Here is a 14,240-nt window from a genome sequence, read left to right as displayed (position 1 = left end):
CCCCTATAAATTATAGGGTACAATTTGTAAAAAACATAAAATTTAACTTTTTACCCCTGCTTTTTATCGATTTTATTTCCATCTTTTTATTTTTTATAACAACTTTGAGGCAATAACCACAAAAAATTCACAAAATGGTAGTAGGAGTGCCCAAAGAAATCAAGAATAATGAAAGTCGGGTTGGAATGACACCGGCTGGAGTTTTCGAACTGGTAAAAAACAACCACACCGTATATGTACAATCTGGTGCAGGGGAAGGCAGCGGTTTTTTTAATCAGGATTATCAAAAAGCGGGGGCCATTATCTTGGACACCATAGGCCAGGTTTATGCCATAAGCGATATGATCGTGAAGGTCAAAGAACCTATAGCCGAAGAATATAAACTGGTCCAAAAGGGACAAATTGTTTTCACCTACTTTCATTTTGCATCAAGCGAAGCTTTGACTCGGGCCATGATTGATAGCAAAGCTATCTGTATTGCCTATGAAACGGTTGAGGATGAGGATGGGACCTTACCATTGTTGACGCCCATGTCTGAAGTGGCCGGTAGAATGGCCATTCAGCAAGGAGCCAAATATTTAGAAAAACCTGTGAAGGGTAGAGGTGTACTTTTAGGAGGTGTTCCCGGGGTTGCGCCAGGACGCGTATTGGTACTCGGAGCTGGCACTGTGGGTATTCAAGCTGCAAAAATGGCAGCTGGATTGGGAGCGCATGTAACCATTTTGGATGTAAATATGAAACGATTACGATACGTGAATGACATTATGCCGAATCATGTAGTAACCGAGTTTTCCAATGAGTTTAATATCCGAAAGCACATTAAGACCCACGATCTAATTATTGGAGGAGTTCTTTTGAAGGGAGCCAAAGCGCCAAACCTTATCACAAAAGACATGTTAAAAGAGATGCATCCTGGGGCGGTTATTGTTGATGTGGCCGTAGACCAAGGAGGTTGTGTGGAAACCACAAAACCTACAACGCATGAGGACCCAATTTATATTATTGATGATGTAGTGCACTATTGTGTAGCCAATATGCCAGGAGCAGTTCCCTATACATCAACAATGGCCCTTACCAATGTTACATTGCCCTATGTGGTTAAATTGGCCAACAAGGGATGGCAAAGTGCCTGTAACTCGGATAAATCTTTGGCCAAAGGGTTGAACATTGTAGAAGGAGAAGTGGTTTATAAGGAAATTACCGAGGCATTCAATTGGGAGCCTGAATTGGTATAACTTACATTTTGTCAGTTAAAAAACCCCGTCAAACATTGGCGGGGTTTTTGTTGTATTATGGGTATATTTATAAGACCAAAAGTAGAAAAGCTATGATGACATATTATATATTGATCGGTGGAATTGCATTGGTTAGTTGGTTGGTAAGCAACCGATTGAAGAGCAAGTTCAAGCAATACTCCAAAGTACAACTAAGAAATGGAATGAGCGGAGCGGAAATTGCCCAGAAAATGCTGGATGACCATGGGATTAGAGATGTAAAGGTGATTTCCACCCCGGGAATGTTGACTGATCATTACAATCCAAAAAACAAGACCGTAAACTTAAGTGAAGGGGTCTATAGTCAAAGGAATGCCGCCGCCGCCGCTGTAGCCGCTCACGAATGCGGTCACGCGGTTCAACATGCCCAGGCATATGAATGGTTAACCATGCGCTCCAAGTTAGTTCCCGTGGTAAGTGTTACCTCGGGGATGTCCACTTGGATTGTTTTTGGAGGTATCGCTTTGATGGCAGCAACGGGAGTAGCCGGAGGAATTGGCTTTTACATTGCAGTTGCCGGACTGGCCATGATGGGAATGGCCACATTGTTCAGCTTTGTTACCTTACCTGTTGAATATGATGCCAGCAAACGGGCATTGGTTTGGCTAAAGCAAAAAAATATGGTGAGCCAACAAGAATATGCTGGCGCTGAAGATGCCCTAAAATGGGCCGCACGAACCTATTTGGTAGCTGCCTTAGGTGCTTTGGCCTCGCTTCTTTACTGGGCCGTCCAAGTTTTTGGAGGAAGGGACTAACGTAATAAAATTAGGCTATTGAAAACCTGTTTGAGAATTTTGAACAGGTTTTTTTATATAGTAATCTGTCTGTCTATCTGTTGATTCAGTGAGATAAAGGTTTCCGTTCTTGATACACCCTCAATTTGTTGTATTTTCTTGTTGAGGAGTTGCATAAGATGTTCATTGTCCCTGCAGAGCACCTTAATTAGAATGGACCAATTACCGGTAGTATAGTGGCATTCCAAAACTTCAGGAATCTTTTCCAGTTCTTTAACAGCTCTGGGGTTTGACATGGCTTTGTCCAAAAAGATACCAATGTAGGCCATTGTGGAATACCCCAGCACTTTTGGATTGATTACGAATTTAGATCCCAAAAGTAGACCAGAACCTTCTAGCTTTCGTAGCCTTTGGTGAATTGCTGCCCCAGAAATGCCAATATTACGTGCAATTTCCAAAATAGGTCTTCTGGCATCTTCCATCAAGTGCCTTAGAATCTTCTTGTCAATACCGTCTATTTTAACAGAATTGTTATTGTTTTTCATGGGAAAGCTTCAAAATTGAAGCTAAAGATAGAAAAAACAGGCTGAAACCTAACCTCCAACGGAATCAGGGTTATAACCTAGATAGGGCACCTCAAATTCATTGAAGACAATATCTTGGGATTTCAGCTCCGAAAGGATAGGTCCATACACCTCGGAACTTATGGGAATCTGGACACCCGGGGTGGTAATGTTGCCATTTAAAATCTGTATGGTGGCTATGGCCACAGGTAAGCCAACGGTCTTGGCCATTGCCGTGTACCGTCTATTTTCTCCAATGACCACCATATTGGCATCAATTTGTCGTTTTTTGCCTTCAAGTTCAAAACCAAACTTATGGTACATTACGATCATATCCTTCTCATCCTCTTGTAAGGTCCAACTGTCCTCTAGAATATATTGTAACATTTGAGCTGGGGTGGCATTTTTTAAAGGAATCTTTTTAGTTCCGTCAAAAAGATTGAGCTCTACTAATTTTCCCCATCGGATATCATCCTGATCAATTTTCAGGTAATGCCGTAGTTTCAATTCTACCGAGTCGGTTGGGGAGTAGGGCAGGAATAAATTTACGAATTCACGATAGGACATTCCTTCTGAATTTTCTATGGTATAGCTGTCATCTGTCATTCCAAGCATGATGAACATTTGCCAGGCCTTCGAAAATCCAACCCTGCGCATGGTGCCTCTAAACAGGGTAAGCGCATCTTCCAGTCCGTAAGCTTTTGTATATTTCAAAGAGTCCCTATTGGCATAGGCTTCAAAAGTACCGTACCCTTCAATGTCCAAAAATTCGGTTCGTCTGAACAATTTTTGATAGGGAATGTACTTGTAACTTCCTTCTTGAATAAATTTGGCTGCGCCACCCTGACCTGCAAGCACAACATTTCTTGGGTTCCAGGTGAATTTATAGTGCCAAAGATTGGTGTCGCTTTCTGGGGCGACCAACCCTCCAGTAAACGACTCAAAAAGCAGCATTTTGCCTCCTTTACTTCGTATTCTGTCAATCACCTCCATGGCACTCATATGATCAATGCCGGGATCAAGGCCAATTTCGTTCATGAAGACCAATCCTTTCTTTTTCACATCTTGATCTAGTGCCTCTATCTCCTTGCTTATGTAGGAGGCAGTAACCAAATGTTTCTCAAAGTGGATACAGTCCTCCGCTATTTTGATGTGCAGTTTTGGAGGCAACATGGAAACAACGATAGTTGCTTCTGAAATGGCATTTTTTCGGTCTTCTTCATTGCATATATCCAAGGGAATTACTTTGCAATTTGGATGTGAGGAAAAGTCCCAAGGGATATTTTCTGGATGAAGATCACCAATGGTCAACCGAAGATTTTCTTCATCAGATTTTTTCAGAAGATAATCTATAAGATAGGAAGTGGATTTTCCAGCGCCAAGAACCAAAATCGTGCGGACCATAGGTTTTGTTTACTTTTGATTAAAACGGATACTAAGGTATCAAATTGTTATATCTATAAAAAAATGAACTTTCAAAGTTATGAACAAAACAATATTGCTTACCGGAATCTTACTGGGAATGTTGGCGATTATTTTTGGCGCCTTTGGGGCGCACGGCCTTGAAAAACTTGTGGAGCAGAATGCGGTGGACACCTTTGAAACAGGGGTGCGTTACCAGATGTACCATGCCTTGTTTTTGCTATTTCTAGGTCTTTGGGATGGTATCGGGAAAAAGCAAAAGAAATTTGTGTTTTGGTCAGTTGTTCTGGGAGTCCTGTTGTTCTCCTTTTCAATTTACCTTTTGGCCATGAACAGTTTGGTAAGTTTCGATTTTAAGGTAATAGCTTTTTTGACTCCCATAGGGGGAGTTTTCCTAATTCTTGGATGGCTTCTTTTGGGGTATTACACTTTGACCAAAAAATAAACGGATTAGCCTTTTGAAAAGGTTGTAGGAATCTAGATTTTTCTAGCTTTGCACAACTAAAAACCATAAAAATGAAGGCTAGTACATCAGCTTCGAAAACGATTTCGCTGAAACCGTATGGAATTCAGCATTCTAATTTCCATTATCAGCTTACTCCAGACGAATTGCACGATGCAACTTTGGAAAAAGGATTGGGCAAACAGGCATCTTCTGGAGCACTTGCTGTAAACACGGGAGAGTTTACCGGAAGATCTCCAATGGACCGTTTTATTGTAAGAGACGACATTACAGAGGATAAAATTTGGTGGGGGGATATCAATATTCCTTTTGAAACTGAAAAGTTTGACAAGTTGTATGATAAGGTTATTGCTTATCTAAATGATAAAGAGCTTTATGTTCGCGATTCTTATGTCTGTGCAGACCCGGAGTATAGCATGAATATTAGGGTAATCAATGAATATCCTTGGTCCAATATGTTTGCGTACAACATGTTTTTAAGACCTACAGAAAATGAACTTGAAACGTTTGAGCCGGAGTGGACGGTAGTAAATGCTCCAGGATTTATGGCAGAAGCCAAAATTGATGGAACACGGCAGCATAATTTTGCCATTCTAAATTTTACCAAGAAAATAGCTCTAGTGGGAGGAACCGGATACACCGGAGAGATCAAGAAAGGAATATTTTCCGCGTTGAACTTCATACTTCCAGTATACAAAAACACTTTGCCGATGCACTGCTCGGCCAATATTGGAGAAGATGGTGATACCGCTCTCTTTTTCGGGCTTTCCGGAACAGGAAAAACAACGCTATCCACGGACCCCAATAGAAAATTGATTGGAGACGATGAACATGGATGGACAGCCGCCAATACAGTTTTCAATTTTGAAGGAGGCTGTTATGCCAAGGTAATAGACTTGTCTCAAGAAAAGGAACCAGAAATCTATGGGGCCATCAAGAGGGGAGCTATTCTGGAAAATGTAATTATGGATGGGAATGGAATAGTGGATTATACCGATTCCTCAATTACCCAAAATACAAGGGTAAGCTATCCCATATATCATATCGAAAATATTCAGGAACCATCAATTGGTAAGAATGTAAAAAATATCTTTTTCCTTACTGCGGATGCTTTTGGAGTATTGCCTCCTATTTCTAAGCTTACACCTGCGCAGGCAGCATATCATTTTATATCTGGCTATACTGCAAAGGTTGCAGGTACCGAAGCAGGGGTCGTTGAGCCACAACCGTCTTTTTCTGCCTGTTTTGGTGCACCCTTCATGCCATTACACCCAGCCAAGTATGCAGAAATGTTAAGTAAAAAGATGCAAGAATCAGGAGTTGATGTATGGCTTATCAATACGGGCTGGACAGGTGGTCCCTACGGTGTTGGCACCCGAATGAAACTGAAATATACAAGGGCTATGATCAGTGCGGCGCTTAATGGAGAATTAGGTCTTTACTCTTATGACACCTACCATATCCATTCCGTGTTTGGAGTAGCCCAGCCTAGAGAATGTCCTGGTGTTCCAACCAAAGTTCTCAGTCCAAGGGCAACCTGGAACAATGATGAAGCATATTACAAAACTGCTTTTAAACTGAGCAATGCTTTTAGGGAAAACTTTAAAAAGTTTGAGTCCTATGCCAATGAAGAGATCAGACGTGGAGGTCCTCAACGCTATAGCTTCTAAAAACAAAAGCCCGACCATTTGGTCGGGCTTTTGTTTTATTATATAAAACCTTATTTGTTTACACTGGTAATGTATTTCTGAAGAGCCATGGTCATTGATGGCGTTTCAGGGGTGGGTGCTTTAATGTCTATTCTGAGACCAGCTTCCGTTGCAGCATTTACCGTGCTATTTCCAAATACGGCTATGCGTGTATCGTTTTGTTCAAAATCGGGAAAATTCTTTAAAAGAGATTCAATCCCTGAAGGACTAAAGAACACCAATACATCGTAGTATACATTTCTAAGGTCTGAAAGGTCACTGATGACCGTTTTGTAGAAAATACCGCGTTTCCAATCCACATTTAGCTCATCCAATGCTTGGGGTACGGTAACCTTTAAAGTGTCCGAAGAAGGTAAAAGGAACTTCTCATCCTTGTATTTTTTGATAAGGGGAACCAATTCGTTGAATGTCCGCTTACCAACATAGATTTTCCTTTTTCTGTAGACAACATACTTTTGTAGGTAATAGGCCACAGCTTCAGATTGGCAGAAGTACTTCATGGTATCCGGCACCTTGAATCTCATTTCTTCTGCAATCCTAAAAAAATGATCTACTGAATTTCTACTGGTAAGTATGATTGCCGTAAAGTTGTTAAGGTCAATCTTTTGTTGTCTTACATTTTTGGCTTCTACCCCTTCAACGTGTATGAAAGGCCTAAAATCCACCTTTACCTTTTCTTTCTCGATAAGTCGTGAATACGGGGAATTTTCTATTTTGGGTTCTGGTTGGGAAACCAAAATTGTCTTTACCTTCATAAGTTTTCAATCTTTTAGATAGCTCCCAATAAGCACCAGGGGCGCAATTTCAAGAGTGCAAAGGTACAAAATAAAATACAAAACATGGGGAATCAGGGCTTTTTGATAGTTCTTCAACAACTTGATTACCCCAATGCCATTTATGGCAAGAACCAACAAAATTGTTGCGTAAATCACCATTTTTGAGTCGTTTAAGATATAAATGACAACAATGTTCCCGATCAACATGATTAAACTACTAAAGTTCAGATAGGAGATTTTGTGGAATATCAATTCTGAAATAAGATGGCTGGTTTCAAAAATAAAACCCTTCAAATACTGAACCCCCAATTTTGCCAACTCAAAAAGGGTCAGGAAGCCTAAAATCCAGAAAAATGCTATTTGATCATCGCCCAACGGAGCAGCTAGAAGATGCTTTTGAATCAAAAAGAGAAACAAGGACAGATTTAATAGTTGAAATAGGGTCAAAAGGATATGGAACCAATTTAATAACTGTCCTTTCTTGTTATGCAACAGAATATACTTGTCATTGAAAGGGAGAATCATGAAGTTCATGAACCTGCTTTGAAACAAATATTTACCCAAGGTGAGTAATATCATGCTCAAAAAGAGTGTGATAGTTATCCAATCCAAAGAAAAAACTACTCTGTCAACGGGGTTCATTCTGAAACTTTTATAGGTTTTCCGTTCAATCCGGGTAACAGGCCATTTTCTGATACTCCAATTCGGTAGTAATAGATTTCCTCTTGTTTTGGAAGAGGCAGGTCAAAATTAAAAACAGCCGTATCCTTAGATTTTAGTAGCACTTCATGGGGAAGCTGCGGAACCACTTTTAGATTGATCAATTCCTGTACCTGTTTATGCTTGTTGGAATAGGCAATGGAATACTTCAGTTTGTCAAGAGGTACATCAAAATCATAGGGATTGTAAACTCTTAAGATACGTTGCTCCTCACCTTCGCTTTGGTCCACAATACATTCAAGCCTTCGGTACGGTTGGAAATCATCCATGAATACCCCATAAAAAACGGTACTGTCTAAGTGCATATATTTTATATCTCCACTTTTTCGGTATTTTGAGACATACAGCACCTTTTTACCTCGAACATTTTCTTCAGAACCGTCTATGGTATACTGGTTCTTTCGATACATATAATTATTGAGGGACATTGTGGGAATACCTGAGTAGAATTCGTACATAGGAGCCCGTCGATAGGAATTTTCAAAAATTATTGGGATTCCACCAGATTTTGAACGGAGCTCATTCACCCATATTTTGTTGCCATGTGTTTCGTAATGCAATGGAAATAGCGACGGGTACACCAACCACGCCCTGGCGTATAGCAATAACAAAGTACTTACGATTCCTATCCTAAAAATCCATTTTCTGCTTCTTTCATGTTCAACAAGTCGGTTAAAGGTCATAATGATAAGCGGAATGGTTATCACGATTGCCCATTGCGCCTGTACTCTCCTATTAAAGCTAGATATGAAAAAGAAAATAAGAACACCGTAGGTAAGATAAACCAAGGCCTTGGAAAATTTGTCCGTTATCTTATAGGTAAATAAAGAAGCGTAGGTCCAATAGAAAAGTAGCCCGATAATGACTACAAGATTTAGAAAATAACCCAGGGTAAAACCTTCAAAGGTATAAGCCTGGTTGGGACGCTCAAATAAGTGAAACTGGATGGACACAAAATCATTTTGATAAAGCCACCAAAAATGAGGGGTGTAACAAACCAACGCCAGACCCACAGCAATCCAGGCATTTTTTTGAGTGATTAATTTTATGTTGGAAAAAAACACAAATAAAATCACCAAAACTGCATGGTACTTACTATACATCAATGCGGCCATTACCACTCCCAGTCCTAAGGAAATCCATATAGATGGGTTTTTTAAATACTGTTTGTACAATAATAGGAACAGGGCTGTAAAGAAGAGAAAGGGAGTGTCAGGCAGGGTCAAGAACCCATAGGCATTCATCAAGGTAAAGGAGAACACCAACACAAAAAAATGAACTACATAATCTTTCTTTTTGGGATTGTCTATCAATTCCCATAACAGTATATAAGTGCCAACAGAAAGTACACAACTCATAAAGCGAACACCCAATTCTCCATTAAAGAATAAACTACTGAGTTTAATTAAGAAAGCAACCATTGGGGGGTGGTCAAAATAACCCCAGGCCAGGTCCTTGGCGTAGTACCAATAGTATGCCTCGTCATAGATCAGTTCCGTAAAATAACTTTGTACAAGATTTAGAATAAAAAGGGCGACCAATAAAACAAGGAAGAGCTTGGGATATTTCTGGACCATCAAATTGGTTTTACTAGGGCGTAAAGTTACAAAGAAAGCATTACAGCCGTGATATTCATATACGAAACGACTTGCAAGGGCACGCCAGAAAACCGTATTTTTACGCTCTAATCCTTAGCGAATGGCGGACGGCTTGGTCATTATACCCACCTTCAATGAAATTGAGAACATTGAGGCCATTATAAAAACGGTTTTCGATCTAAAGAAAGATTTTCATGTCCTTATCGTTGACGATAATTCACCTGATGGTACTGCAGATGCAGTAAGGAGTTTGCAGGATCAATTTTCGGAAAGATTGTTTCTTGAGGTCCGTAAAGAAAAATCCGGTCTAGGAACGGCTTACATCCATGGATTCAAGTGGGCCTTGAAAAATGGCTACGATTACATTTTTGAAATGGATGCCGACTTCTCCCATAGACCTGCAGATTTGATCCGGTTGCACAGGGCATGCCTCAATGGCGCAGATGTTGCCGTGGGTTCTCGATACAAGAAAGGCGTCAATGTGGTGAATTGGCCACTTTTCCGAATTCTACTGTCCTACGGAGCCTCTTTTTATGTAAAGCTCATTACCGGAATGAGAGTGCACGATCCCACTGCGGGTTTTGTGTGTTATAAACGAGAGGTTTTGGAAAGCATTGATCTTGATAAAGTGCGGTTTATTGGATATGCTTTTCAGATAGAAATGAAGTACAGGGCCTATCTCAAAAAATTCAAAATTGAAGAGGTCTCTATCATTTTTACGGACAGGGTGAGTGGAAAATCAAAAATGAACTCTGGAATTATTAGGGAGGCCATTTTTGGAGTAATCGCCATGAAGTTGAGAAGCATGTTTTACGGAAAGAAATTTTGATGATGACAAAAGTGCTTTTAAAAAATGCAAAGGTTGTCAACGAAGGCAACATTTTTGAAACAGACTTATTGTTGGAGGGGGATTTTATTGCCCGAATGGACAAAAATATCTCTGATGATAATGCCAATGTCATAGATTTGGAGGGAGACCTTCTGCTTCCAGGTATTGTTGATGATCAGGTACACTTCAGAGAACCAGGACTGACCCATAAGGGAACCATTGCTACAGAGAGCAGGGCTGCAATTGCTGGTGGAATCACCACATTTATGGAGCAGCCCAACACCAATCCGCAAACCACCACCATTGAAAAGTTGGAAGAAAAGTTTGCTATAGCTGCAAACGATTCTTTTGCCAATTATTCGTTCCTCTTTGGAGGAACCAATGATAATTTGGAGGAATTAAAGCGTCTGGATAAAAATGCCTGCTCTGGGGTAAAGTTGTTTTTGGGCTCTTCTACGGGGAATATGTTAGTAGATGACGAAGAGGTTTTGGAGAAGATATTTTCAAGTACCGAAATGGTAATCTCAGCACATTGTGAGGATGAAACCACCATTAGGGCCAATATGGCCAAATATCAAGAAATGTATGGCGATGACATTCCCATAGAGTTCCACCCCACAATTAGAAGTACGGAAGCATGTTACCTTTCATCTTCCAAGGCTATTGAGCTTGCTAAAAAAACGGGGGCTAGGTTGCATGTGTTCCATGTTTCAACAGGAAAAGAAACAGATCTGTTTGTGAATTCAATTCCCCTCAAGGAAAAAAAGATAACAGCGGAAGTATGCATTCACCACCTTTGGTTTTCTGATGAAGACTATGCTGAAAAGGGAACCCACATTAAGTGGAACCCCGCGGTAAAGACCAAAACGGACAGGGAGCAGTTATGGAAAGCACTTTTGGATGATCGTATTGACATTGTGGCTACCGATCACGCTCCACATACATTGGAAGAAAAGACCAATCCCTATACAAAAGCCCCATCAGGAGGGCCGTTGGTGCAACATGCGCTGCTTGCCATGCTGCAGAAAGAACAAGAAGGACTGATTGGCTTAGAGAAGATAGTAGAAAAAATGTGCCATAACCCGGCCATTTTGTTCGATATTGACCGAAGGGGTTATATCCGGGAAGGATATTTTGCCGATTTGGTCCAGGTGGGTAGAAACTGTAGAAACGAAGTAAAAAGATCTAATGTTTTCTATAAGTGTGGGTGGTCTCCGTTTGAAGGAGTTACCTTTGGGTCCGAAGTTGTACGAACTTTTGTAAATGGTCATTTGGCCTACGATCAAGGCCTGTTTTCCGAAAGGAAAAATGCCAAAAGACTTACATTCAATAGATAGGAAAATGAGGAATTTTGTACTGGTTTTATTGGGATTGATGTTTTGGTCCTGTGCCGAAAAGGTAGTGGAAAAACCAGAAAACCTTATTCCAAAGGACAAAATGGTCCTTATTCTTCATGATTTGGCAGTGCTCAATGCCGTAAAGACATCTTTTAAGACAACCATGGAGAAGAATGAGATTGAAGTCATGGAGTTCCTCTTTGAAAAATATGAAATAGACAGTGTGCAATTTTCTCAAAGCGACCTCTATTACGCCTCTGTTCCTCTGGAGTACCAGTTAATTTATGAAGAAGTAGAATCCAAGTTGGATGAGCGAAAATCGATATTGGAAGACAGAACCAAGAAAAGGAATGATAGTGCAAGGTCAAAAAACAGGGAGAAGGTAAAGGATACCCTAAAAAGAACCAAAAAGCCAGAGAAAGAACCTACTGATTCCGATTCTTGAATTTAGCAGAGCAAAACCTTATGACTTCGTCCAGATCATCAAACTGAAAATTGAGAGTGTCGATGATTTTTTCACTACTGTAATTTTCCTGTTTGTACAACCCCTTGGCCATTGTCTTGGTAAGTCTGCGCCTTTTCTCCAATAGATTACTTCGTAACCAATCCCATCGCCAAAAAAGCTCAAGTGCCCAAAAAGGTATTTCTTTTGAGGGTGGGGACACATCCAAATGCGGCGCAATTCTCTGAAAGAATTCTCCGTAGGACATGTTTTCATTGACCAGTATAAAACGCTCGCTTTCAACTTTTGAATCCATCAGCATGGTCATTGATCTAACAACATCATTCACAGAAACAAAACCGGTCCCTCCAGGAATAAAGGATTTTTTTCCTTTTGCTGCATAGGTGAAAAAGGAACCGCTACCGGATTTCCAAAAGCCAGGACCTATTACAACTCCGGGATTTACAATAACCACAGAAAGCCCTTCCTGTGAACCTCTCCATACTTCCAGTTCTGCATCATGTTTGGTTAGTCCATAACCTGAAACTTTTATGTCGCTCCATTCATTCTCTTCCGTGGCCATTTCGTTTTGCAGGCTGGGGCCAATGGCTGCAATGGAACTAACATGGCATAATTTTTTGACCCTATGCTTCAGGCATAGGTTAACCACGTTTGAAGTGCCCTCAGTATTCACCCTTACCAAGGATTTGTAATCTTTAGGGTCAAAAGAAATTAGAGCAGCTACATGGTAAACCTGATCTACTTCGTCAAAGAGAGTGCTCATAGATTCCACATCGGTAATATCTGCCTGTACCCAGCTAACTTTTTCAAAGAGAGTTCCGGGGCTATCGGTGTAGTACCCAAAAATCTTCTCAACTTTTTCTATGGAATCCTCTGATCTAAAGGTCGCTCTTACCTCTTTTCCATTGCTTGTTAGATGAAAAAGTAGGTGGGACCCAATTAAACCTGTACCGCCGGTGACCAAAATCATGTGGTAAAAGTACCTATTTGGAACGGATTTTCTCAAGGGATGTTCGAACTTCATTTTTATATTTGCAACTATTCTAAAAGACAACCATGGAAAAGAATTTTGTTCAAGAACTGCAATGGAGAGGAATGGTGCATGATATTATGCCCAGTGCCGAGGAACACCTCATGGAAAGTATGAGGGCTGCTTATGTGGGTATAGACCCAACAGCGGATTCTTTACATATCGGACATTTGGTAAGCGTTATGATGCTAAGGCATTTTCAATTGGCGGGACATAAGCCCTTTGCCTTGGTGGGCGGAGCAACGGGAATGATCGGTGACCCATCTGGAAAGTCGGAGGAACGAAATCTTTTGGATGAGGCAACATTGAGGCACAACCAAGAAGCCTTGAAAGAACAATTGTCGAGATTCTTGGACTTTGAGAGCAATGAACCCAACGCTGCGGTCCTGGTAAACAACTATGATTGGATGAAGGACTTTTCATTCTTGGATTTTATCAGGGATGTGGGAAAGCATATTACCGTCAATTATATGATGGCCAAGGACTCCGTTAAAAAGAGACTTTCCTCTGATGCCAAGGAAGGAATGTCCTTTACAGAATTCACCTATCAACTGGTACAGGGCTATGATTTCTTGTATCTGTTCCAAAACCATGATTGCACCCTTCAAATGGGCGGGAGCGATCAATGGGGAAATATCACTACGGGAACAGAACTCATCCGCAGGATTGGTGGAGGAAAAGGATTTGCACTTACATGTCCTTTGATCACTAAAGCGGACGGGACAAAATTTGGAAAGACCGAAGGTGGAAATGTATGGTTGGATGCCGAAAGAACATCCCCATATAAATTTTATCAGTACTGGTTGAACACATCAGATGAGGATGCGGAGAAATACATCAAGATATTCACTTTTTTAACCCAAGATGAAATTGAAAGGTTGGTTGTGGAACACAAAGAAGCACCGCATTTAAGGGTGCTACAAAAACGTCTTGCGGAAGAAATCACTACCATGGTCCATTCCAAAGCCGATTTGGAAAATGCAATGAAGGCAAGTAACATTCTCTTTGGAAAGTCTACTTCGGAAGATTTGAAAGAATTGGATGAAAAAACCTTTTTGGATGTTTTTGAAGGGGTTCCCCAAGCTCAAATTTCAAAAGATGAAATTGATCAAGGGTTGGACATGATCGGGGCATTATCTGCAAAAACTAATTTTTTGTCTTCCAATGGTGAGGCCAGAAGGGAACTAAAGCAAAACTCCATATCCGTAAATAAGGAAAAGGTAAAAGAGGACTACCTTATTACAAAGGCAGACTTGATCAACAACAAGTTTGTACTGTTACAAAGAGGTAAGAAGAATTATTTTGTACTTGTCGCCGACTAA

Annotated in this window: 14 protein-coding genes; 8 read left to right on the top strand and 6 right to left on the bottom strand. The window is 40.6% G+C overall.

Annotation, left to right across the window (positions count from 1 at the left end):
* Positions 1–134 precede the first annotated feature (134 nt).
* Positions 135–1,235 (top strand): alanine dehydrogenase, encoded by a 1,101-nt coding sequence (gene ald / locus DX873_RS09010; protein WP_116184122.1) that lies wholly within the window; start codon positions 135–137, stop codon positions 1,233–1,235.
* Between the two features lie 92 nt (positions 1,236–1,327).
* Positions 1,328–2,029 carry a zinc metallopeptidase gene (locus DX873_RS09005; RefSeq protein ID WP_116184853.1) on the top strand — a complete coding sequence of 234 codons (702 nt, stop codon included), beginning with the start codon at positions 1,328–1,330 and terminating at the stop codon, positions 2,027–2,029.
* 53 nt (positions 2,030–2,082) lie between these two features.
* Here the strand turns inward: DX873_RS09005 and DX873_RS09000 are convergent, their stop codons facing one another.
* Positions 2,083–2,553 (bottom strand): Lrp/AsnC ligand binding domain-containing protein, encoded by a 471-nt coding sequence (locus DX873_RS09000; RefSeq protein ID WP_116184121.1) that lies wholly within the window; start codon positions 2,551–2,553, stop codon positions 2,083–2,085.
* A 48-nt stretch (positions 2,554–2,601) separates the two neighbouring features.
* Entirely contained in the window at positions 2,602–3,975 is a 1,374-nt protein-coding gene (locus DX873_RS08995; RefSeq protein ID WP_116184120.1) for a saccharopine dehydrogenase family protein, read from the bottom strand.
* Positions 3,976–4,054: 79 nt separating this feature from the next.
* Between DX873_RS08995 and DX873_RS08990 the strand changes: the two genes are divergently transcribed.
* Together DX873_RS08990 and pckA are read left to right on the top strand one after the other, a co-directional pair.
* Positions 4,055–4,438: a DUF423 domain-containing protein gene (locus tag DX873_RS08990; RefSeq protein ID WP_116184119.1), complete on the top strand. Its 384-nt coding sequence runs from the start codon at positions 4,055–4,057 to the stop codon at positions 4,436–4,438.
* A gap of 71 nt (positions 4,439–4,509) precedes the next feature.
* On the top strand, positions 4,510–6,126 hold the full coding sequence (pckA, locus tag DX873_RS08985; RefSeq protein WP_116184118.1) for a phosphoenolpyruvate carboxykinase (ATP): 1,617 nt from the start codon (positions 4,510–4,512) through the stop codon (positions 6,124–6,126).
* Between the two features lie 50 nt (positions 6,127–6,176).
* On the opposite strand, the gene DX873_RS08980 is transcribed toward pckA, so the two are convergent.
* From DX873_RS08980 to DX873_RS08970, 3 genes are read right to left on the bottom strand one after another with little or no spacing between them, the layout of a single operon-like run.
* A complete protein-coding gene (locus DX873_RS08980; RefSeq protein WP_116184117.1) occupies positions 6,177–6,920 on the bottom strand; it encodes a uroporphyrinogen-III synthase in 744 nt (247 codons plus the stop codon).
* Between the two features lie 6 nt (positions 6,921–6,926).
* Positions 6,927–7,583, bottom strand: a complete 657-nt coding sequence (locus DX873_RS08975; protein WP_116184116.1) for a DUF4271 domain-containing protein — start codon at positions 7,581–7,583, stop codon at positions 6,927–6,929.
* Positions 7,580–9,238, bottom strand: a complete 1,659-nt coding sequence (locus tag DX873_RS08970) for an ArnT family glycosyltransferase (protein WP_116184115.1) — start codon at positions 9,236–9,238, stop codon at positions 7,580–7,582. Before DX873_RS08970 ends, DX873_RS08975 begins: the two co-directional genes overlap by 4 nt.
* Positions 9,239–9,359: 121 nt before the next feature.
* Here DX873_RS08970 and DX873_RS08965 point away from each other — a divergent pair, with 121 nt between their 5' ends.
* The 3 genes from DX873_RS08965 to DX873_RS08955 are packed head-to-tail and all read left to right on the top strand — an operon-like array spanning position 9,360 to position 11,870.
* Complete coding sequence (locus DX873_RS08965) at positions 9,360–10,088, top strand: polyprenol monophosphomannose synthase (RefSeq protein WP_116184114.1); 729 nt, start codon at positions 9,360–9,362, stop codon at positions 10,086–10,088.
* A gap of 2 nt (positions 10,089–10,090) precedes the next feature.
* On the top strand, positions 10,091–11,425 hold the full coding sequence (locus tag DX873_RS08960) for a dihydroorotase (RefSeq protein ID WP_116184113.1): 1,335 nt from the start codon (positions 10,091–10,093) through the stop codon (positions 11,423–11,425).
* Between the two features lie 4 nt (positions 11,426–11,429).
* Positions 11,430–11,870, top strand: a complete 441-nt coding sequence (locus DX873_RS08955; protein ID WP_116184852.1) for a DUF4296 domain-containing protein — start codon at positions 11,430–11,432, stop codon at positions 11,868–11,870.
* Here DX873_RS08955 and DX873_RS08950 read toward each other — a convergent pair.
* Positions 11,851–12,912 carry an NAD-dependent epimerase/dehydratase family protein gene (locus DX873_RS08950; protein WP_232520886.1) on the bottom strand — a complete coding sequence of 354 codons (1,062 nt, stop codon included), beginning with the start codon at positions 12,910–12,912 and terminating at the stop codon, positions 11,851–11,853. The genes DX873_RS08955 and DX873_RS08950 overlap by 20 nt on opposite strands.
* A gap of 32 nt (positions 12,913–12,944) precedes the next feature.
* Between DX873_RS08950 and tyrS the strand changes: the two genes are divergently transcribed.
* Entirely contained in the window at positions 12,945–14,240 is a 1,296-nt protein-coding gene (gene tyrS, locus DX873_RS08945) for a tyrosine--tRNA ligase (RefSeq protein WP_116184112.1), read from the top strand.

It is taken from the genome of Flagellimonas nanhaiensis (assembly GCF_003382275.1).
Lineage (GTDB): Bacteria > Bacteroidota > Bacteroidia > Flavobacteriales > Flavobacteriaceae > Flagellimonas > Flagellimonas nanhaiensis.
Note: the sequence above shows the minus strand (reverse complement) of the source record. Positions and strands in the feature narration are given on the sequence as shown.